Raw genomic sequence first — 19,557 nt, 5'->3', positions numbered from 1 at the left:
GCACTCTGGACGTATGCCGGAACTTCCCGAGGTCGAGGCGCTCAGGGACTTCCTCACCGAACGGCTCGTGGGCCACGAGGTGGTCCGGGTGCTGCCCGTCGCGATCAGCGTCCTGAAGACGTACGACCCACCGGTCACCGCCCTCGAGGGCCGCGAGGTCATCGCCGTGCACCGGCGCGGCAAGTTCCTCGACCTGGCAGCGGACGGCGGCCTGCACTTCGTGACCCACCTGGCCCGCGCGGGCTGGCTGCACTGGCGCGACCGCCTCCCCGACGGCCCGCCGAAGCCGGGAAAAGGCCCGCTCGCGCTGCGTGTCGCCCTGGAGACGGGCGAGGGCTTCGACCTCACCGAGGCGGGCACACAGAAGCGGCTCGCGGTGTACGTCGTCCATGATCCGCAGGAGGTGCCAGGCGTGGCCCGGCTCGGCCCGGACCCGCTCGCCGACGACTTCGACGAGGCCCGCCTCGCCGGCCTGCTGGCGGGGGAGCGGCGGCAGCTCAAGGGCGCGCTGCGCGACCAGAGCCTGATCGCGGGGGTGGGGAACGCCTACAGCGACGAGATCCTGCACGCCGCGCGGATGTCCCCGTTCAAGCTCGCCGCCTCGCTCACGCCCCAGGAGAACCGGCGGCTGTACGAGGCACTGCGCACGACGCTCACCGAGGCGGTCGAGCGCTCCCGGGGCCTTGCGGCAGGACGTCTGAAGGCGGAGAAGAAGAGCGGTCTGCGGGTGCACGGCCGGACCGGCGAGCCCTGTCCGGTGTGCGGCGACACCGTCCGCGAGGTCTCCTTCAGCGACTCCTCGCTCCAGTACTGCCCCACCTGCCAGACGGGCGGCAAACCGCTCGCGGACCGTCGTATGTCACGCCTGCTGAAGTAGTTCAACAGGCGCCCCTTGAGGGGGAGTCCGGATCAGGGGGCGTCGAGCGTCACCAGGTGCAGGCCGTCGGCCGTGCGCAGCTCGTACTTGTCGATCTGGGCCGAGTGGAGGGTCGAGGCGCCCATCATCGTGCTTTCGCGGGCGTCGTGCTCGGGCACGTTCCAGTTGGTCAGCGTCTCTTCCGTGCCGTCGTCCGCGATGGCGACGAGGTGGCAGGCACGGGGGCCGGCGCCGTCCTTGACCTTCAGCTCGATCTGGCTGCCCCAGACCGTGTCCTCACTGGTGACCTGCGCCCAGACACCCGACCGCTCGTCGGTCGCGGCGACCTGCTGGGTCGGGTCCGAGTCGCCGCCGCTCGCCATGATCGCGATGCCGGGCCCGGCCACCGCGAAGACCACCGCGGCGGCCACGGCGTACAGCCAGCGCCGCCGGTCGGCGCGCCGCCGGTTCGCCACTTCGCCGAGCAGCCGGTCCAGAAGCCGGGGGCCGGGTTGAGCCATGGGGTGCACGGAGCGCGGCGTGGCTCGCCGGTACAGCAGCAACTGCCGTGTGGCGGGACCGAATTCGGTTACATGGGCCGCGCACTGAGGGCACTCCATGAGGTGGTCCTCGAAGCGGAAGGCGTCCGCCTCGTCGAGCACGCCGAGCGCGTATGCGCCGACGTCGCGATGCCGTTCCAGGGACCTCATGCCGAATCCTCGTGCCGATGGTGCGGGTGGGGTGGTGTTGCTACCACCGGTACGCACCGGACAGCGGAATCACTCAAGGCCCATACCGAATCGAGACCAAAGGTGTTCGGAGCGGAGGGGACCGCGGATTGGTCGGATTCTAAAAAAGATGGATCGCCAGATGACCGAGGGGCAGTCCCAGCCGCCAGGCCGGGGTCCACACCTTCGGTCCGTCGTCCTCACCGAGCACGGGCCCGCCACCCGGTACGGCGTCCAGGTCCGGCGCGAGCAGCTCGGTCTCCTCCAGCCAGCGCCAAGCGGCGGCAGCCAGGTCCAAGTCGGGTGCCGGCGCTCTCGATTCGAGAGCGTCGGCCGCCAACCTGGAAATACGTTCACGGACCCAGTCCTGCCAGGGCTGGTCGTACGCCGTCAGCGAAAGCCACTTCTCCAGTTGAGTGATGACCCGGATGCCCGAGAGTTCACCGCTGGTGTCGGACAGGAAGATGGTGAGTGCCAGCGCGTCCCGACCCGCGCGGAACTCGAAGGACGTGGGCGGCATCAGGTCGCCCGTCCGCAACAGCTCGTCGGCGATGTACTCGGCGTACAACCAGGCCATGGGGACGGTGAGTTCGCCCCCGCCGGTGCCGTCCGTGCTCTCTTGATTTCGGTGCAGCATCCCTTCCTGCCTTCCTCCGGTGCGTGCGCGTCGCCCGACCCCGGGCCTCCGGGACTGTCGCCCGGTTCGGACACGGATGAAGACAGCTGATTGCTCAACCATGGTCCTCAGCAAGGCGCTTTACCGAGGTTTGACCCGACCATTGGTTTCACCGCAGGTCGGCTGCATAACCCGGAAGGACTCGGCGCAGGGCGCGCAGCGCGTAATACGCGCGAGACTTCACCGTACCGGGCGGGATCCCCAGTGCCGTGGCGGCCTCCGCCACACTCGCCCCATGGAAATACACCAGCACCAGGACTTCACGGTGCTCGGGAGTGAGTGTCTTCACAGCCTCCCGCACATCGAGCGTCGCCGCGGACCGTTCCGCGTGATCGGCACACACCCGCGCATTCTCCAGAACCGCGTCCCCGACCTCGGCGGGCCGCGCCTGCCGGGCCCGCCGCGCGTCGATGGCGAGCCGCCGTCCCACGGTCAGCAGCCAGGGCCGTACGGACTCGAAGTCGTCGGCGCGCAACGCCTCGGGGTGCTGCCAGGCGCGTACGAGGGTCTCCTGCAGCAGGTCCTCGGCGCGCTGCCGGTCGCCGTCGCACAGGCGCAGCAGCAGGGCGAAGAGCGGTCGGCCGTGCTCGCGCTGCAGCGCGGCCAGCTCGTGCTCGGCGGTCGTCGTCCCGTGGGTGATGGTGGTTCCGGCCGTCATGGCCGTATGGCATCGCAAGGTCCCGATTCGGGACAGAGCGCGGACCGGAGTGTGCGGCGGACGGTCGGACCCGTCGACGAACGGTGCGACGAACGGTCTGAACGGGAGGTTCCTCGTCCGAACGCGCTTCACCTTCGCGCCGTCGGCCCGCGAGGGGGACCGACGTGGTCCTGAGCCGGGCGCGGGCCCGGACGGTCTGACGACGGGCCGGCAGGACCCCCGGGCGTCGTCGTGGCTACGGCACGACCGTGACCGGCCAGCGGCCCGACTTCACCAGCCGGATCGCGACCGACCCGATGATCCGGTGGCCCGCCTGCTCGGAGGCGCCGACGACCACCGCGTCCGCCTTGAGGTCGTCGGCGGCCTTCACCATGCCCGTGTACGGGTCCCCGCGGAAGGTGTGGAACTCCCACCGGACATCGAATATCCCCTTGACCTGCTCGGTCGCCTCCCGGATCTCCGCGATGAGACCCTCCGCGATGCTGTCCGTCGTCTCCGCCACGGGCACCCCGAACGCGGCACCCGCCGCCATCACCGGCTGTACGTACACCAGCGCGAGCAGCGCGTGCTGGCGCCGGGCCAGCCCCGCGGCGTAGGACGCGGCACGGAAAGAGGAGTCGGAGCCGTCGACGCCGACCACGATGACCTTCGGCCCGTCCGTGCCCCGCTCGAACTGATGCTCGCCCCGGGATGAGTGCTGCTGTTCCGTCACGCTTCGAGGCTATCGGGAGCCGGAGGCCCGCCGGGCACCCGGGGAGGGCGTGATCAGCACGGGCCCCGGGAACCGGCCGTCGCCGCCCCCTGGGAGGCGAGCGCGCCCACTGGTCCCAACGGGTGCTTTCCTGCCGCCGCACCGGTGTCGATGCGGGGCGTCAAGACCGTACCGGGCGACTGATGAGTCATGACGAAGGATCAGTTGTTCACACGGCGGCGCGTGTTGATGATCGGCGGAGCCGCCGCCGTGGGAGCGGCCGGTACGGCCGCGCTGCTCACCGCCGGCCCGGACAGGACCCCGGCCGCCCGGCCCGTCGCGGGCCCCTCGGCGCACCGCGCGCTCAAGCCTTCCGCATACCGCCTCGAACCCCTTACCGGTTACGGCCCGCCGCGTGCCGCCGCCCACGGGCGCACCCTGGTCCGCCACGAGCCGCTGCTGCGGGTGTCCGAACGTGGCCGCACCATGGTGCTGACCTTCGACGACGGACCCGACCCCCGCTACACCCCGGACATCCTGCAGACCCTGCGCGAGCACGACGTCCGCGCGATGTTCTTCGTGTGCGGGGAGATGGCTGTCAACAACAAGGACCTGCTCGCCGAGATGACCGAGGACGGGCACGTCGTCGGCAACCACACCTGGTCCCACCCGCTGCTGACACGCCTCACACGCTCCGAGATCCGCTCCCAGATGGAACGCACCTGCGAGGTCATCGAGGACGGCTGCGGCGAGGCGCCCGTCTGGTTCCGCGCCCCCTACGGCGCCTGGAACCGGGCCGCCTTCCAGATCGGCGCCGAACTCGGCATGGAGCCGCTCGCCTGGACGGTCGACACCCTCGACTGGATGGCCCCGGGCACCCGCACCATCATCAACCGGGTCGAGCGCGGCGCCGCCCCGGGTGTCGTGGTGCTCTCGCACGACGCGGGCGGCGACCGCTCGCAGAGCGTCCGCGCGCTGCGCGACTATCTGCCGGAACTGCTGGATTCCGGCTACCGCATCACCGTACCGACACGGCAATACGCGTAATCGCAGATGGCGGAATCACCGAGTGCGGGCTTTCGCCCGCCCGGCCGGGGAACGCTCAGCGAACCTCGACCAGGCGGGCGAACACCACCACGTTTCCGTTGTAGCCGCTCTGCTTGGAGAAACCGCCCCCGCAGGTGATGACCCGCAGTTCCGGGGTGTTCCTGCTGCCGTAGACGCGGTCGCCGGGGAAGTTGTTCTTCTCGAACACCTCGATGCCGTAGATCTCGAAAACGGCCACCTTTCCGTCCTGGCGCTGGACCTCGACGCGATGCCCCTTCTTGAGGGCCCCGAGTCCGTAGAACACGGCGGGGCCCTGTTTGTTGTCGACATGTCCGACGACCACCGCGGTGCCCTTCTCGCCGGGCGACACGGCACCGGTGAACCAGCCCGCCAGATTCGGGTCCTCCGACGGCGGGGCGTCCACCCAGCCGGCCGCGTCCAGCCCCACCGGCAGCACCGGTGCGTCGACCGAGATCGCGGGGATCCGCACGCGGTCGACCACCGAGTACGGCAGCGGGGCCGGGGCGCTGGAGAACGTGCCGCCCGGGAGGCGGCTGTCCGCTGCCGCCGCCGACGCGGGCTGTGGCGGACCCACGTCGAACTCTCCCGAACCATTCCGAATGAGAGCGAGGCCGGTCAGCAGAACAAGCGCTATCACGCCCCACGGAGCGCGCTTCTTCCGCCGCTCCTCCTCTTCCGCCAGGTCGGACGCAGACATTCGCCATCCCCTCTCGACCCGGCCGTCGCCGGGTCAATCGCGCATACGAGAACGCTAAGCGTCCGGCGGGAAACCGGCGACGGGGCAGCGGCGAACGGGTGGCGGACGTGTCGTTCGTGCGCCATCCGGGTCGCCGGGGAAAGTATTTTTCTGACGGTCCGTGACCTGCGGCAATATCTGATTGTGTGGTCTTCCGTCGGCGTGTCCTCTCACCAGGACGGACCATTCCCGAAATGCGGCTGCGCGCACGGCATCTGAGGGTTCGTCTGGGAGGCGTTTTCTCGCCGATCGACCGGGGACGGGTCCCGGGGCGCCTTCCGCGGAGGTTCACATGCGTACTACTCGTGCCCTGGTGGTGTCTGCCGCCATGGCTGCCGCGGTGGGGCTCGCCGCCCCGACGGCCTCGGCCTGGGACCAGCCGTCCGGCGTCACCGCCGCACCGAGCGCCATCGCGCCGGGCGGTCAGCTGGTGCTCACGGTCGACGGCTCAGCCTGCACTCGTTCGAACAGCACCATCAGTTCGAACGCCTTCTCGAGAGCCAACCTCTCCCCCAGGGGGACCAACTCGGCGACGGCGACGGTGACCGTCAACTCGAACGCGAGCGCAGGCTCGTACAGCGTCACCACCACCTGCGAGGGCAGGCCCCAGGTGTTCTCCGGGGTCTTCACGGTCATCGGTGGCGTCCGAGGCGGTCTCGGTGGCAGCAGTTCCACCGGGGCCACCCCGGCCGACATCGCGATCGGAGGCGGGCTGGTGGCCGCCGCGCTCGTCGGCGGTGGTGTGTTCTGGATGCGCCGCCGGTCCGAGAACAGGATCTGAGGCTCACTCCCTCAGGAGCGCGGACCGCACGTCAACAGCGTTTCGCCCCGGAACCCGTCAGGTTCCGGGGCGAAACGCTGTTCGGGTACTGCCGGGTCAGGTGTTGTCGTCGCTCGGGCGACGGCGTGAGAAGTGGTGTGCCACCGTCAGCGACCCCGCGATGAGCGCCGCTCCGAGGCCGATCTCCTTGAGGTCGAAGCCGGCGGCGCTGCCGCCCTCGCCCGCGTGCACACCCCGCTGGACGGGCAGGGGGTAGTGCGTCGGGTCGCTGGGGTGCCCGATGGCGATGGTGAGATCGGTGTGTCCGCTCTCGCCGCCGCAGGTGAACGTCACCCGGTACGCCGCCCCCGGTTTGGCGTCCCAGTCGACCTTCGCCGTCGTCGACGAGTGCCCCTTGGGGATGGTGAGCGGATCGAAGACGCCGGAGGACACCCGGGTGTCGTCGTTGCAGTTGTCCACACGCAGGGTGACCTGTCCGCCCGCCGCGATGGTCGAGGGCACGACACTGAAGCCGAACGACGTGACGCTGTTGTCCGTGACGACCGCGTGAGCGGCGGGAGCGGTGCAGGCGAGGGCGGTGACGCCCAGCAGTGCCGCCGAGGCGACGCGTATCGCGCCCATGTGAGTCCTCCGGGTCCCCGAGGAGCAGTTGCGGACCTTTTCCGCTCGCGCCGTACCGGTCGCGCCAGAAATGCACCTCGATGACCGAAACGCTAGGAACGTGTGTGCGTACGCGCGATCGGTGTCGTGCAAATGGGTCACAGATGTGGGCCACTCAGGGGATCTCGTTGAGCAAGTCGGGGGACACCCGCGCGTGGCGAGTGTCCCCCGTGGACGCAGGCGGTGAGGAACCGTCAGCCGGCCCCCACCCGGTCGCGGGCGGTCAGCGGCCCGCGAACGGAAAGAGCGTCAGGAACGGATCGGCCGTGGCTGTGATGCCGCGGCTGTAGGGCGCGTCGAAGTCCCAGATCAGGAAGAGCAGGAAGGCGATCAGGGTGGAGAACAGCCCGGCGAGGATCAGTTCGCGGGGTGTGCGACGGATCTGGAGAGCGAAGATCATGCCGACGGTGATCATGGCCCCCGCGATCAGGCCGAACCACACGACGCCGGGCATGGTCGGCCCGGTCGAGTCGGCGCGTGCCGTGCGGGCCTGGTCCGCCGTGGTCACCTGGTCGAGGAGCGGCTGGTAGGCCTGCGCCTGGAAGTCCGTCTTCGGCTCGTAGTCGGTGACATCGACGCGGATGCGCTGCAACAACTGGTCGCCGCGCTTGGTGACCTGGCCGTTGTCGGCCATCTCCTGCCACTCGGTTTTGACGACGTGTCCGACATAGGCGTTGACGTCGTCCCGAATGCGGTCACGGACGTCGGGCGGGTAGACCCGGACGCGCTCCGAGATCTCGTGCAGTGCGTGGGCCTCGGTCGAGACATGGTCCTGGGCGACGCCGCGCGCTTCCCAGACGCCGGCGATGGCCAGACCCAGCACGATGGCGTACACCACGCCGATCCACATCGTCATGTACTCGATCACGTCCGGGGTGTCGGACGGATCCTCGTCCTCCGGGGCCCTGCGGTCTCGTACGAAGGTGATGAGGATGACGACCGCGCACGCGGCCGCGATCGCGACGGCGAGAACAAGCCATTCCGACAAGGGGATGCCTCCAAGGGGTCAGCGCGGACGCAGCGCGGCGACGGCGATCACGGCGGGCAGGGTGACGAGCAGGGTGAACGAGACCAGTGACGGGCCGCTGTGGACGGTCCGTTTGTGGGCGGACACGTGGTACGGCGGGTAACTCACCGGAGCCGGAGTTGGCGACGCGGTCGGGCTCGGGGCCGGCTTCGCGGTGCGCGTCGGTGTGTGCGCCGGGCTGGGTACGGGGGCGGGAGGCGGCGGTGGACTCGGGGTCGGCCGCGGGGCCGGGGCGGGCGGCGCGGCCGGTGGCTTCGGCTCCGGTGCCGGCGTCGGTTTCCGCGGGGGAGTGGGCTCCGGGGTCGGGGTGGGGGTGGGCCTCGGTTTCGGCGGTGGCGGAGGTTCCGGTGGGGGAGTCGGCGTCGGTGGGGGAGTCGGTGTGGGTGTGGGCGTTGGCGTGGGGCAGGGCGGCGTCGGTGTCGGGCTCGGGCACCAGGTGCCGGTGCCGGTGACGACCGCCGTACCGTTTCCGGTGACGGCCGCTCCACCGTTGCCCGCGCTGACCGACCAGCCGTCTCCGGTGGCGACCGGGACACCGGTGCCGACCGTGACCGTGGCGCCGTTCCCGGTGACCGTCACCGAGGTGTCGCTGCCCGAGCCGGTGGAGACGGAGACGCAGGTCTTCGCGTCGGCCGTGCCGACCGGCATGCCGACGAGCAGCCAGGTCAGGGCCAGCAGCGCCAATACCCGTATGGCGAGGGCGAGTCGGGTCCGTGTGGGTCCATACACGACGAAGATCATGTGCGCTGGGCGCTCCCGCGCGCGCGGGAGCGCGAGGAGATTGCCCCGAACGAGTGACATATGTCGTGCAGCGGTTTGGATCGCGCGTTCTAGATGGGGCCCGTGATCGTCCTCGCGTGCGAGGTGTGACGGGTGTGGCCACAGGGTTCGGAAAGAAATTTGCGCGGTGGTTGAACACAGTGACCACCCCCGCCCGTACCTAGGACCGTGCGGCGGGCCAGCAGGGCGTCGCAACACCCTAACGATTACGGGGAGTTTCACAATGAAGACCTCCTGGCGGAGCGCCTCACTCGTAGCGTCAGCTGCGGCCGTGCTGGCGCTGACGACGGCGTGCGGTCAGGACAAGGCCACCGACACGAGCAGCCAGAACGTCGGCGCGGCGGCCCCGGCCGCCGGTGGTTACGGATCCGTGGCCGGCACGAGCACGGCAGGTGCGGGCGCCGGCACCGGCACCGGCACGGACACTGGTGCCGGCACCGGTACCGGTACGGAAGCCGATGGAGAGCAGGCCGCCGCGGGCAACTCGGCCTCGGCGGGCCAGTTGAACGTGGTCACCAACGCGAAGATCGGCAGTGTGCTGGCCAGCAGCAGCGGCCGCACGATGTACCGCTTCGACCAGGACACGGCCGAACCGCCGAAGTCCAACTGTGACGGCGACTGCGCCACCGCCTGGCCGCCGGTTCCGGCGGACGATGTCTCGGCAGGTGCCGGTGTCGACGCCGCACTGCTCGGCGAGGTGACCCGTTCCGACGGCACCAAGCAGCTCACCATCGGCGGCTGGGCCGCCTACTACTACGCCAAGGACACCGCGCCCGGCGACATCAAGGGCCAGGGTGTGGGCGGCAAGTGGTACGGCCTCGCGCCCGACGGCAAGAAGGCGACGCTCGCCGCGCAGCCCGGCCTGTCCACCCGCAACGACCCCAAGCTCGGGACGATCGTCGTCGACAAGAACGGCATGACGGTCTACCGCTTCCTGAAGGACGAGGCCTGGCCGAAGCCGGTGTCCGCCTGTGTCGGTGCCTGCCTGGAGAAGTGGCCGGTCGTCGAGCCGGTCGCCTTCAAGGAGACCAAGGGCATCAAGGAGAAGGGCTACATGAACTTCACCCGGCCCGACGGTGCCGAGCAGCAGACGCTCAACTGCTCGCCCATCTACACCTTCATCAACGACAAGAAGCCCGGTGACACCAACGGCCAGGGCGTCGGCGGCACCTGGTACGCCGTGGCACCCGACGGCAAGCTGGTCGGCGCGCCGAACCAGTAACAGTCGAACCCGTAACAGGGGAACCCGACTTCTCCGGGCCTGTTCCCTCCGTCCCGCACGCTCCGTGCGGGACGGAGGGAACAGGCCGCTTCGGCATGTCCGGAACGCGACGGAAGGAAGGGCGATTTGCCGGTGAATCGTCCCCGACTCGCCGTATTTCACCGGGAGTCGGCAACGACACTTCGTAACTTTGAGAACTCTTTGGAACGCTCCGGATACTTTTCGTAGAGAGTTCGCGGTACGTCAATTCGGCACGTGCCGCAGGCAGTGACCGGGAACGGATGGTCAATTTCCGTTTCCGCTCGCTCCTTTGGCAGGCGATCAGTAACCTCAGCTCGAACACTGGAGCGCCAACGCCTGCCAACTCCTGGGAGAGAGATAGATGGAGCGTCCCGCCTGGGCCCCCCGGGGCATCGACATCTCGGTGCCGAGCGTTTCCCGGATCTACGACTTCTACCTGGGCGGTTCGCACAACTTCGAGGTCGACCGGCAAGCGGCTCGCAGGGCGATGGAGTTCATGCCGGGACTTCCGAAGATCATGCAGGCGAACCGCGCTTTCATGCGCCGGGCCGTCCGCTTCGCCGCCGCCGAGGGCATCACCCAGTTCCTCGACATCGGCTCCGGTATTCCCACCTTCGGCAGCGTCCACGAAGTGGTGCAGTCGGTCAGCCCCGAGGCGCGGGTGATGTACATCGACCACGACCCGGTTGCCGTCGCACACAGCCAGGCGGTCCTGGCCGGCAACGAGCACGCGGACGTCCTCGCCGCCGATCTGCGCAAGCCCCGGGAGATCCTGGACAGCCCCCAGGTGCAGGGCCTGATCGACCAGAACCGGCCAGTGGCCCTGCTTCTCGTTGCCATACTGCACTTCGTGGAAGACATGGACGACCCGTACGCGGCGGTCGCCGAGCTGCGCGACGCGCTCGCGCCCGGCAGCCTGCTCGTCCTGACGCATGCCTCGTACGAGGGAATCCCGCTGCCGCCGGAGCGGGCCGGGGGCGCGGTCGACGTATACAAGGACATTCGCAACCCGCTGGTCATGCGCTCGCGCGATGCGATCGCGCGGTTCTTCGAGGGGTACGACATGGTGGAACCGGGACTGGTGGCGATGCCGCACTGGCGGCCGGAGACCGCACCGGAGGACGAGGACGCGTACTCCTTCTCCGGATTCGCCGGCGTGGGACGCAAGGCGTGACCGCCGAGCCGGACGGCCCCCAGGACAGACTGCGCAGGTTCGTCACCATCTGGAGCCGGGCGGTCTACCAGGTGACCTCCACGTCGCTCACCCGGGTCGAGTTCGAGGAGCAACTCCTGCCGCTCGCCGGGCGGTTGAGTGAGGCGCTGCGGGCCAGGACGTTCGACGCCGAGGAGGGCCGGGCGGTCGGCGCCGCGCTGGTCTCCGCGCACTGCACCGACCCCGAGGCGCTCAGCCGCTCGCTCGACTGCGTGGACGCCTACCTGGTGCTGTACTGCGGCGAGGACGGCCCGCAGGAGGACCTGCGCAACCGTTCGTCGAGGCTCCAGCACGCCATGGCCGCCGGATACGCCGGCGCGCTGCGCGACCGGACGCTGGCCGAGCAGGAGGCGATCGCATGGGCCGCGCAGAGCGCGCGCAGCGCGGTCGCCGAGGCGCTGCACGACAGCGAGGCCCGCTTCCGGGCGGTCTTCGAGGGCGCGGCCATAGGCATCGGCATCGCCGACCTCGACGGGAACATCCTGCAGATAAACGGCGCGTTGCAACGCATGTTCGGCGGCTCGGAGCAGACCGTACGAGGCCGCAGGGTCACCGACTGGACCCACCCGGACGACGCCCCTCAGGTCTGGAAGCTGTACGAGGAACTCGTCCGCGGCGAGCGCGAGCACTACCACGTCGAGAAGGCGTTCTACCGCCCCGACGGGACGGTCCTGTGGACCAACCTCACGGTCTCCCTGCTCCGGGACGCCGACGGCCACCCGCAGTACCAGCTGGCCCTGATGGAGGACACCACCGAGCGCCGGCTCCTCAACCTGCGGCTGCGGTACGAGGCCACGCACGACGCGCTCACCGGGCTGCCCAACCGCACGCTGTTCTTCGAACGCCTGGAGAAGGCGGTGTCGGCGGGCGCCGGCCAGCGCTTCGGCCTGTGCTACCTCGACCTCGACGGCTTCAAGACCATCAACGACAGCCTCGGCCACGCGGCCGGCGACCGGCTGCTCGTCGAGGTCGCCGACCGGCTGCAGTCCTGTGCGACCGCGCCGGGCGAGATGGTGGCCAGGCTGGGCGGCGACGAGTTCGTGGCGCTGACCACCGGCCCCGACACCGAGGCCGAGGTCGACGAGCTCGCCGCCCGCATCATGCACGCGCTGATCGCCCCGGTCAGCGTCGACGGCCGTGAGCTGACCGTGCGCGGCAGTATCGGCATCGTCGAGGGGCCGGCGGGGGAGCGCGGCCCGGCGGAAGTGCTGCGCAGCGCCGACATCACCATGTACCGGGCGAAATCGGCGGGCGGCAACCGCTTCGAACTGGCCGACCCCGAGGCCGACTTGAAGGCGATCACCCGCCACGGGCTCACCACGGCACTGCCGGCGGCCCTGGATCGCAGCGAGTTCTTCATCGAGTACCAGCCGCTGGTCCACCTCGGCGACGGCAGTGTCCGCGGCGCCGAGGCCCTGGTGCGCTGGCTGCATCCGCAGCACGGCGTGCTCGGCCCCGACCGCTTCATCCCGCTCGCCGAACACACCGGCCTGATCGTCCCGCTCGGCCGCTGGGTCCTGGAACAGTCGGTGCGCCAGGCCCGTGACTGGCAGGAACAGTACGGCGGACACCCGGCCGGCGGCCCCCTGCGTATCAACGTCAACCTGTCCCCATGCCAGCTCACCCACCCCGGCCTGGTGCAGGACACGGTCGACATCCTGGAACGCGCGGGCCTGGAGCCCCAGGCGCTGTGTCTGGAGGTGACGGAGTCGGCGCTGATCGGCGCCGACGACGACCTCCTCAAGCCTCTGCGCCGCCTCGCCGAGATGGGCGTCGACATCGCCCTGGACGACTTCGGCACCGGCTACTCGAACCTCGCCAACCTGCGCCGCCTCCCGGTGAGCATCCTCAAGCTCGACCGTTCCTTCACCCAGGGGATGCAGCAGTTCCCGGCGGACCCCGTCGACCTCAAGATCGTCGAAGGGATCGTCTCCCTCGCCCACAGCCTGAACCTCACGGTCACGGTCGAGGGCGTGGAAACGGGCGCCCAGGCAGAGCAACTCCGCATACTGGGCTGCGACACGGCCCAGGGCTGGTACTACGCCCGCCCGGGCCCCCCGGAACGCCTCCACGACCTGGCACTGGCGGACGCGACGGGCTGAGGAGGACACGGGGGCTGTTGGATCCTGCCTGGGCCGGAGCGCCCCGACAGGGGCGCGGGGCTGTGACATTTGCGGCTCCGCCGCGGGCGCGACCAGCCACGCACCACCTGAGCTGTGTCCACAGCCCCCGCGCCCCGGCAGCACAGTGCAACGCCCCTCACCGTTCAAGCAACATCCGCTGAAACTCCCGAGCCGCCCGAGGCGGAGCCACATCACTCCGGTGCGCCAGCGCGATCACCCGGAACAACCCCGGCCGAGCCAACGGAGTCACCCGTAGCCCGCGCCCCGACCGGCTCGCCACCATGCGCGGCACGACGGCCACGCCCAACCCCGCCCGCACAAACCCCAGCACCGCGTCCATCTCACCGCCCTCCACCGCGAAGTCCGGTTCGAAGCCCTCGGCGCGGCACGCGGCCACGGTCAGTTCGCGCAGGTCGTAGCCGTGCCGGAACATCACCAGGCGTTCGCCCGCCAGGTCGGCGACGCGGACGGTCCGCCGGCCCCGGCCGGGGGCGGGCGCATCCGGGGACGACACCACCACCAGGTCCTCGCGCAGGACCTCCAGCGTGGTCAGCGCCGGGGACGGTGTCGGCAGCGGGAGGACGACCAGGGCCAGGTCCAGGGCGCCGCGCGCCAGCTCCCGTACGAGGTCGTGCGAGCCGCCCTCCTCGATCAGCAGCCGGATACCGGGATAGCGGTCGTGGAAGGCGCGCAGCACGTCCGGCAGCAGACCCGTGCAAAGGCTCGGGGTCGCGCCCAGCCGGATCCGGCCGGCCCGGAGCTGCACCAGCTCCTGCACCTCGTGCCGGGCCGTGTCCGCGTCGGCCAGAATGCGCCGGGCCAGCGGGAGGAGTGCCTCGCCGGCGTCCGTGAGCGTGATGTTGCCGCGCGCCCGCAGGAACAGTTCGGCCCCCAACTCCCGTTCCAGCGACTTGATCTGCTGGGAGAGCGACGGCTGCGCGACATGGACGAGATCCGCGGCGCGGGTGAAGTGCCGGGTCTCGGCGACCGCCACGAAGTACTGGAGCTGCTGGAACTGCATGTGTCCAGGATAGGCCTGCATAGGCTCTGACTATGGAAACGAGCCGGACCATGTCTTGGACCGATCGGGGTTGCCCGCTCTAGCGTCTGATTCATGGCTCTGGCAACGCGGACGGACCGACGGTCGTCCATGGCACGCACGGTGTGGGACAGCTCCGTCGGCAAGAAGACCGTGATGGCCGTGAGCGGTCTGATCATGCTGCTGTATCTCGTCGTCCACATGATCGGCAACCTGAAGATCTTCTTCGGTCCCGGCGAGTTCAACCACTACGCCCACTGGCTGCGCACGGTCGGCGAGCCCTTCATGCACTACGAGTGGACGCTCTGGCTCATCCGCGTCGTGCTCGTGGCCGCCGTCGTCGCCCACGCCACCTCCGCCTACCAGCTCAGCCGCCGCGACCTCCGGGCCCGGCCGAGCAAGTACGTCCACAGGAAGGCGCGGACGAGCTACGCGACGCGCACCATGCGCTGGGGCGGGACCATTCTCGGCCTCTTCATCGTCTGGCACGTCCTCGACCTGACCACCGGCACCGTCCACTCGGGCGGCTTCCAGCCGGGCCATCCCTACCAGAACGTCGTCGACACCTTCTCCACCTGGTACGGCAACGTCATCTACATCGTCGCGATGCTCGCCCTCGGCCTGCACATCCGGCACGGATTCTGGAGCGCCGCCCAGACCCTCGGCGTCGGCAGCCGCACCCGCGACCGCGCCCTCAAGACCGTCGCCGACGTCCTCGCACTGCTGCTCACGGCCGGTTTCCTCGCCGTCCCCGTGGGCGTCATGACCGGAGTGGTGAACTGAAATGACCGCTGAGTACACCGAGTTCACGACCGGTGGGCCCCTCGTCGACCACAAGGCGCCCGTCGGCCCCGTCAACGAGCGCTGGGACACGCGCCGTTTCGAGGCCAAGCTGGTCAACCCCGCCAACCGCCGCAAGCACACCGTCATCGTCGTCGGCACCGGGCTCGCGGGGGGTTCCGCGGGTGCCACGCTCGCCGAACAGGGCTACCACGTCGTCCAGTTCTGCTACCAGGACTCCCCGCGCCGCGCCCACTCGATCGCCGCCCAGGGCGGAATCAACGCGGCGAAGAACTACCGCAACGACGGCGACTCCGTCCACCGCCTGTTCTACGACACCGTCAAGGGCGGCGACTTCCGCGCCCGTGAGTCGAACGTCCACCGGCTGGCCCAGATCTCCGTCGAGATCATCGACCAGTGTGTTGCGCAAGGGGTGCCCTTCGCGCGCGAGTACGGCGGACTGCTCGACACCCGCTCCTTCGGCGGCGTCCAGGTCTCGCGGACCTTCTACGCCCGCGGACAGACCGGACAGCAACTGCTGCTCGGCGCCTACCAGGCCCTGAGCCGGCAGATCGCCGCCGGGAACATCGAGATGCACGCGCGCACCGAGATGCTCGATCTGATCGTCGTCGACGGACGAGCCCGGGGGATCGTCGCCCGGGACCTGATCACCGGGAGGATCTCCAGCCACTTCGCGGACGCCGTCGTCCTCGCCTCCGGCGGCTACGGCAACGTCTTCTACCTCTCGACGAACGCCATGAACTCCAACGCCACCGCCGTCTGGCGGGCGCACCGGCGTGGCGCCCACTTCGCCAACCCCTGCTTCACACAGATCCATCCGACCTGTATCCCACGCACCGGCGAACACCAGTCCAAGCTCACCCTGATGAGCGAGTCGCTGCGCAACGACGGCCGGATCTGGGTGCCGAAGGCCAAGGGCGACCGCCGCCCCGCGAACGAGATCCCCGAGGACGAGCGCGACTACTACCTGGAGCGCATCTACCCCTCCTTCGGCAATCTGGTACCGCGTGACATCGCCTCCCGCGCCGCCAAGAACGTCTGCGACGAGGGGCGGGGCGTCGGACCCGGCGGACAGGGCGTCTACCTCGACTTCGCCGACGCGGTCCGGCGGATGGGGCGGAAGGCGGTCGAGGAGAAGTACGGCAACCTCTTCGACATGTACGCGCGGATCACCGCCGAGGACCCGTACACCGTCCCCATGCGGATCTATCCCGCCGTGCACTACACGATGGGCGGACTCTGGGTCGACTACGACCTGCAGACCACCGTCCCCGGCCTGTTCGCGATCGGCGAGGCCAACTTCTCCGACCACGGCGCGAACCGGCTCGGCGCCTCCGCACTGATGCAGGGCCTCGCCGACGGCTACTTCGTCCTCCCGGCCACCATCAACGACTACCTGGCCCGCAACCCCGCCCAGCACCCCGTCGACGACCGACACCCCGCCGTACAGGAGGTGCTGGCGGAGACCGAGGACCGGCTGAACCTGCTGCTGTCCGTCGACGGCGACCGCACCCCCGACTCCTTCCACCGTGAACTCGGCGAACTGATGTGGGAGTTCTGCGGAATGGCCCGCAGCGACAGCGGGCTGCGCAAGGCTCTCGAACGCATCCCGCAGATCCGCGAGGAGTTCTGGCGGCGGATCAAGGTCCCCGGCACCGGCGAGGAGTTCAACCAGTCGCTGGAGAAGGCCAACCGGATCGTCGACTACCTGGAACTCGCCGAGCTGATGTGCCTCGACGCCCTGCACCGCGCCGAGTCCTGCGGCGGCCACTTCCGCGAGGAGTCCCAGACCCCCGACGGCGAGGCGGAGCGCAGGGACGAGGAGTTCTCGTACGCCGCCGCCTGGGAGTTCACAAGTGCGGGCTCAGCCCCCGTCCTCCACAAGGAAGACCTCGTCTTCGAGTACGTCCACCCCACCCAGCGGAGCTACGCATGAAGCTCACCCTGCGCGTCTGGCGGCAGCGCGACGCCGACGCCGACGGCGCCATGTCCACGTACGAGGTGGACGGCATCTCGGCCGACATGTCCTTCCTGGAGATGCTCGACACCCTCAACGAGGAACTCATCCTCAAGGGCGACGACCCGGTCGCCTTCGACCACGACTGCCGAGAGGGCATCTGCGGTGCCTGCTCGCTCGTCATCAACGGCGACGCGCACGGACCCGAACGCACCACCACCTGCCAGCTCCACATGCGGTCCTTCACGGACGGCGACACCATCGACGTCGAACCGTGGCGCGCCGCCGCCTTCCCGGTGGTGAAGGACCTGGTCGTGGACCGGTCCGCCTTCGACCGGATCATCCAGGCCGGCGGCTATGTCACCGCCCCGACCGGCGCCGCCCCCGAGGCCCACGCCACCCCCGTACCGAAACCGGACGCCGACTTCGCCTTCGAGCACGCCGAGTGCATCGGCTGCGGCGCCTGTGTGGCCGCCTGCCCGAACGGCGCGGCGATGCTCTTCACCTCCGCCAAGGTCAACCATCTGAACGTGCTGCCGCAGGGGGCGCCCGAGCGGGAGACACGGGTGCTCGACATGGTCGCCCAGATGGACGAGGAGGGCTTCGGCGGCTGCACCCTCGCCGGGGAGTGCGCCACCGCCTGCCCGAAGGGGATCCCACTCGTCTCCATCACCGGGATGAACAAGGAGTGGCTGCGGGCGACGCGCAAAGTGTCCGGACGCTGACCCCAGAACGTTCGCCGACAAGGTGCGGACGGGCGGGACCGGAGTGGTGCTCGACCCCGGTCCCGCCAGGCACCCCTGGCATTCAACAAGCTCACACCCGCTCTCTCCGCGTCAGTCACGCGCCGGACAGCCGCAGTCGGAAGAACTGATGCGGCCGGACGTAACGGGACCGGCCAGCCCGCCGCCTCGCCGTCCCCGGCCCGCGACCAGGAGAGAGCCATGACCGGCGTTTCCACCATCGAACGTCCCCCGCTCCCCGCCACACCCACCCGCTACACCGTCACCCTCGCCCGTGACGAGGACGACGTACGAGCCGCGCAGCGCCTGCGGCACGACGTCTTCGCCGGTGAGCTCGGCGCCCTGCTGTCCTCCCCGCAGCCCGGCCTCGACGTCGACCCCTTCGACGCGTACTGCGACCACCTGCTCGTCCGCGACACGCTCACCGGCCAGGTCGTCGGCACCTACCGGCTGCTGCCGCCGGAACGGGCCGCGATCGCCGGACGCCTGTACTCCGAGAGCGAGTTCGACCTCTCCCCGCTCGACGCGATCCGCCCCGGCCTCGTCGAGGTCGGCCGCTCCTGCGTCCACCCCGACCACCGCGACGGCGCGGTCATCAGCCTCATCTGGGCCGGGATCGCCCGCTACATGGTCGACCGGGGCCACGACTGGCTGGCCGGCTGCTGCTCCATCCCGCTCTCCGACGGCGGCACACTCGCCGCCGGTACCTGGGACCGCGTCCGGACGAAGCACCTGGCCCCGGAGGAGTTCCGGGTGCGTCCGCTGCTGCCCTGGTCCGCCGAGGGAGTGGCCCGGCCCGCCGACCGCACCGAGCTGCCCCCGCTCCTGCGCGGCTACGTCCGCCTCGGCGCCTGGGTCTGCGGGGAGCCCGCCCACGACCCGGACTTCGGGGTCGCCGACCTGTACGTACTGCTGTCGATGCGCCGGATCAACCAGCGCTATCTGCGGCACTTCCTCTCCCTCGTCCCGGCCTGATGAGCGTCTGGCTGCCCAGCGCGCCCTGCACCCCGAGGGCGTGCGTGGAGACGACGGGTTCCACGACGGCCCTGCCCCTGGCCGTGCTGCGCCTGGTGACCGTGCTGGTCGTCCTCCTCGCGGGGATCACGCTGTGCCCGCTCGGCAGGAGGGTCCCCGCCGGGTGGGTGCGGTGCTGGGCCCGCATCATCGTGCGAGCCGCGGGAGTCCGGCTCCGGGTGACCGGCCCCACCGCGCCCACCGGGGGCCTGCTGCTGGTCGCCAACCACATCTCGTGGCTGGACATCCCGCTGCTGGCCGCCGTACGACCGGCCAGGATGCTCGCCAAGGCCGAGATCCGGAAGTGGCCGGTGGCCGGCGCGCTGACCGCGAGCAGCGGCGCGCTGTTCATCGAGCGCGACCGGCTGCGGGCGCTGCCGCAGACGGTCGCGAAGATCGCCGGCGCACTGCGCGAGGGCACGGCGGTCGTCGCCTTCCCCGAGGGCAGCACGTGGTGCGGCAAGGCCCAGGGCCACTTCCGCCGGGCGGTGTTCCAGGCCGCGCTGGACGCCGGGGTCCCCGTCCAGCCGGTGCACCTGCACTACCGGCTCACCGGGGGAGCGGCCAGCACGGCGCCCGCCTTCGTCGGCGAGGACTCCCTGCTCACGTCGGTGTGGCGGGTGGTGTCGGCCCGCGGGCTGGTGGCGGAGGTCAAGGTACGGGACGCGATAGCACCGGGCAGCCACCCGGACCGGCGGGCCCTGGCACGGGCGGCCCAGCCGCCCCTGCGGGGGGCGCATCAGCCGTAGTGGGCACGTGCGGG

General features: G+C 70.2%; 20 protein-coding genes. 11 read left to right on the top strand and 9 right to left on the bottom strand.

Annotated features, from left to right (window positions below):
• Positions 1-13 precede the first annotated feature (13 nt).
• Positions 14-877 carry an Fpg/Nei family DNA glycosylase gene (locus tag OG734_RS04805; RefSeq protein ID WP_330286206.1) on the top strand — a complete coding sequence of 288 codons (864 nt, stop codon included), beginning with the start codon at positions 14-16 and terminating at the stop codon, positions 875-877.
• A gap of 32 nt (positions 878-909) precedes the next feature.
• On the opposite strand, the gene OG734_RS04800 is transcribed toward OG734_RS04805, so the two are convergent.
• From OG734_RS04800 to OG734_RS04785, 4 genes are all read right to left on the bottom strand, one after another.
• Positions 910-1,566 carry a zf-HC2 domain-containing protein gene (locus tag OG734_RS04800; protein ID WP_330286205.1) on the bottom strand — a complete coding sequence of 219 codons (657 nt, stop codon included), beginning with the start codon at positions 1,564-1,566 and terminating at the stop codon, positions 910-912.
• Positions 1,567-1,705: 139 nt separating this feature from the next.
• Positions 1,706-2,221: a hypothetical protein gene (locus tag OG734_RS04795; protein WP_330286204.1), complete on the bottom strand. Its 516-nt coding sequence runs from the start codon at positions 2,219-2,221 to the stop codon at positions 1,706-1,708.
• Between the two features lie 148 nt (positions 2,222-2,369).
• The gene (locus OG734_RS04790) at positions 2,370-2,918 is read right to left on the bottom strand and encodes a sigma-70 family RNA polymerase sigma factor (protein ID WP_330286203.1); all 549 of its coding nucleotides are present in this window, start codon (positions 2,916-2,918) and stop codon (positions 2,370-2,372) included.
• A gap of 235 nt (positions 2,919-3,153) precedes the next feature.
• On the bottom strand, positions 3,154-3,630 hold the full coding sequence (locus OG734_RS04785) for a universal stress protein (protein WP_330286202.1): 477 nt from the start codon (positions 3,628-3,630) through the stop codon (positions 3,154-3,156).
• A gap of 189 nt (positions 3,631-3,819) precedes the next feature.
• Here OG734_RS04785 and OG734_RS04780 point away from each other — a divergent pair, with 189 nt between their 5' ends.
• On the top strand, positions 3,820-4,656 hold the full coding sequence (locus tag OG734_RS04780; RefSeq protein ID WP_330286201.1) for a polysaccharide deacetylase family protein: 837 nt from the start codon (positions 3,820-3,822) through the stop codon (positions 4,654-4,656).
• A 55-nt stretch (positions 4,657-4,711) separates the two neighbouring features.
• Here OG734_RS04780 and OG734_RS04775 read toward each other — a convergent pair whose 3' ends face one another.
• On the bottom strand, positions 4,712-5,374 hold the full coding sequence (locus tag OG734_RS04775; RefSeq protein ID WP_330286200.1) for a class F sortase: 663 nt from the start codon (positions 5,372-5,374) through the stop codon (positions 4,712-4,714).
• 331 nt (positions 5,375-5,705) lie between these two features.
• Between OG734_RS04775 and OG734_RS04770 the strand changes: the two genes are divergently transcribed.
• Positions 5,706-6,194 (top strand): hypothetical protein, encoded by a 489-nt coding sequence (locus OG734_RS04770; RefSeq protein ID WP_330286199.1) that lies wholly within the window; start codon positions 5,706-5,708, stop codon positions 6,192-6,194.
• 96 nt (positions 6,195-6,290) lie between these two features.
• On the opposite strand, the gene OG734_RS04765 is transcribed toward OG734_RS04770, so the two are convergent.
• From OG734_RS04765 to OG734_RS04755, 3 genes are all read right to left on the bottom strand, one after another.
• Positions 6,291-6,815: a hypothetical protein gene (locus tag OG734_RS04765; RefSeq protein WP_330286198.1), complete on the bottom strand. Its 525-nt coding sequence runs from the start codon at positions 6,813-6,815 to the stop codon at positions 6,291-6,293.
• A gap of 262 nt (positions 6,816-7,077) precedes the next feature.
• Positions 7,078-7,842, bottom strand: a complete 765-nt coding sequence (locus OG734_RS04760; protein WP_330286197.1) for a bestrophin-like domain — start codon at positions 7,840-7,842, stop codon at positions 7,078-7,080.
• 18 nt (positions 7,843-7,860) lie between these two features.
• On the bottom strand, positions 7,861-8,610 hold the full coding sequence (locus tag OG734_RS04755; protein ID WP_330286196.1) for a hypothetical protein: 750 nt from the start codon (positions 8,608-8,610) through the stop codon (positions 7,861-7,863).
• Between the two features lie 274 nt (positions 8,611-8,884).
• On the opposite strand from OG734_RS04755, the gene OG734_RS04750 reads away from it, so the two are divergent.
• The 3 genes from OG734_RS04750 to OG734_RS04740 all read left to right on the top strand — a co-directional run bounded on the left by OG734_RS04750 (position 8,885) and on the right by OG734_RS04740 (position 13,219).
• Positions 8,885-9,883: an SCO0930 family lipoprotein gene (locus tag OG734_RS04750; RefSeq protein ID WP_330286195.1), complete on the top strand. Its 999-nt coding sequence runs from the start codon at positions 8,885-8,887 to the stop codon at positions 9,881-9,883.
• Positions 9,884-10,265: 382 nt separating this feature from the next.
• Positions 10,266-11,078: an SAM-dependent methyltransferase gene (locus OG734_RS04745; RefSeq protein ID WP_330286194.1), complete on the top strand. Its 813-nt coding sequence runs from the start codon at positions 10,266-10,268 to the stop codon at positions 11,076-11,078.
• Entirely contained in the window at positions 11,075-13,219 is a 2,145-nt protein-coding gene (locus OG734_RS04740; RefSeq protein WP_330286193.1) for a putative bifunctional diguanylate cyclase/phosphodiesterase, read from the top strand. Before OG734_RS04745 ends, OG734_RS04740 begins: the two co-directional genes overlap by 4 nt.
• 157 nt (positions 13,220-13,376) lie before the next feature.
• Here OG734_RS04740 and OG734_RS04735 read toward each other — a convergent pair whose 3' ends face one another.
• Positions 13,377-14,261: a LysR family transcriptional regulator gene (locus OG734_RS04735; RefSeq protein WP_330286192.1), complete on the bottom strand. Its 885-nt coding sequence runs from the start codon at positions 14,259-14,261 to the stop codon at positions 13,377-13,379.
• A 129-nt stretch (positions 14,262-14,390) separates the two neighbouring features.
• On the opposite strand from OG734_RS04735, the gene OG734_RS04730 reads away from it, so the two are divergent.
• The 5 genes from OG734_RS04730 to OG734_RS04710 all read left to right on the top strand — a co-directional run bounded on the left by OG734_RS04730 (position 14,391) and on the right by OG734_RS04710 (position 19,543).
• Positions 14,391-15,062, top strand: coding sequence for a succinate dehydrogenase (locus OG734_RS04730; protein ID WP_330293563.1), 672 nt, complete (start codon positions 14,391-14,393; stop codon positions 15,060-15,062).
• A gap of 1 nt (position 15,063) precedes the next feature.
• Positions 15,064-17,016, top strand: coding sequence for a fumarate reductase/succinate dehydrogenase flavoprotein subunit (locus OG734_RS04725; RefSeq protein WP_330286191.1), 1,953 nt, complete (start codon positions 15,064-15,066; stop codon positions 17,014-17,016).
• The gene (locus tag OG734_RS04720; RefSeq protein ID WP_330286190.1) at positions 17,013-17,762 is read left to right on the top strand and encodes a succinate dehydrogenase/fumarate reductase iron-sulfur subunit; all 750 of its coding nucleotides are present in this window, start codon (positions 17,013-17,015) and stop codon (positions 17,760-17,762) included. Before OG734_RS04725 ends, OG734_RS04720 begins: the two co-directional genes overlap by 4 nt.
• Before the next feature lie 219 nt (positions 17,763-17,981).
• The gene (locus tag OG734_RS04715; RefSeq protein ID WP_330286189.1) at positions 17,982-18,755 is read left to right on the top strand and encodes a GNAT family N-acetyltransferase; all 774 of its coding nucleotides are present in this window, start codon (positions 17,982-17,984) and stop codon (positions 18,753-18,755) included.
• The gene (locus OG734_RS04710) at positions 18,755-19,543 is read left to right on the top strand and encodes a lysophospholipid acyltransferase family protein (protein ID WP_330286188.1); all 789 of its coding nucleotides are present in this window, start codon (positions 18,755-18,757) and stop codon (positions 19,541-19,543) included. Before OG734_RS04715 ends, OG734_RS04710 begins: the two co-directional genes overlap by 1 nt.
• The last annotated feature ends 14 nt before the right edge of the window (positions 19,544-19,557 follow it).

Origin of the sequence: Streptomyces sp. NBC_00576, from assembly GCF_036345175.1 — a bacterium.
Lineage (GTDB): Bacteria > Actinomycetota > Actinomycetes > Streptomycetales > Streptomycetaceae > Streptomyces.
This window is presented reverse-complemented; position numbering and strand designations above follow the sequence as displayed.

Bases quoted from the DNA above. Each gene is read 5' to 3' on its own strand.
- OG734_RS04805 (WP_330286206.1), top strand. From the start codon at position 14: ATGCCGGAACTTCCCGAGGTCGAGGCGCTCAGGGACTTCCTCACCGAA.
- OG734_RS04800 (WP_330286205.1), bottom strand. From the start codon at position 1,566: ATGAGGTCCCTGGAACGGCATCGCGACGTCGGCGCATACGCGCTCGGC.
- OG734_RS04795 (WP_330286204.1), bottom strand. From the start codon at position 2,221: ATGCTGCACCGAAATCAAGAGAGCACGGACGGCACCGGCGGGGGCGAA.
- OG734_RS04790 (WP_330286203.1), bottom strand. From the start codon at position 2,918: ATGACGGCCGGAACCACCATCACCCACGGGACGACGACCGCCGAGCAC.
- OG734_RS04780 (WP_330286201.1), top strand. From the start codon at position 3,820: ATGACGAAGGATCAGTTGTTCACACGGCGGCGCGTGTTGATGATCGGC.
- OG734_RS04775 (WP_330286200.1), bottom strand. From the start codon at position 5,374: ATGTCTGCGTCCGACCTGGCGGAAGAGGAGGAGCGGCGGAAGAAGCGC.
- OG734_RS04770 (WP_330286199.1), top strand. From the start codon at position 5,706: ATGCGTACTACTCGTGCCCTGGTGGTGTCTGCCGCCATGGCTGCCGCG.
- OG734_RS04765 (WP_330286198.1), bottom strand. From the start codon at position 6,815: ATGGGCGCGATACGCGTCGCCTCGGCGGCACTGCTGGGCGTCACCGCC.
- OG734_RS04750 (WP_330286195.1), top strand. From the start codon at position 8,885: ATGAAGACCTCCTGGCGGAGCGCCTCACTCGTAGCGTCAGCTGCGGCC.
- OG734_RS04745 (WP_330286194.1), top strand. From the start codon at position 10,266: ATGGAGCGTCCCGCCTGGGCCCCCCGGGGCATCGACATCTCGGTGCCG.
- OG734_RS04735 (WP_330286192.1), bottom strand. From the start codon at position 14,261: ATGCAGTTCCAGCAGCTCCAGTACTTCGTGGCGGTCGCCGAGACCCGG.
- OG734_RS04730 (WP_330293563.1), top strand. From the start codon at position 14,391: ATGGCACGCACGGTGTGGGACAGCTCCGTCGGCAAGAAGACCGTGATG.
- OG734_RS04725 (WP_330286191.1), top strand. From the start codon at position 15,064: ATGACCGCTGAGTACACCGAGTTCACGACCGGTGGGCCCCTCGTCGAC.
- OG734_RS04720 (WP_330286190.1), top strand. From the start codon at position 17,013: ATGAAGCTCACCCTGCGCGTCTGGCGGCAGCGCGACGCCGACGCCGAC.
- OG734_RS04715 (WP_330286189.1), top strand. From the start codon at position 17,982: ATGACCGGCGTTTCCACCATCGAACGTCCCCCGCTCCCCGCCACACCC.
- OG734_RS04710 (WP_330286188.1), top strand. From the start codon at position 18,755: ATGAGCGTCTGGCTGCCCAGCGCGCCCTGCACCCCGAGGGCGTGCGTG.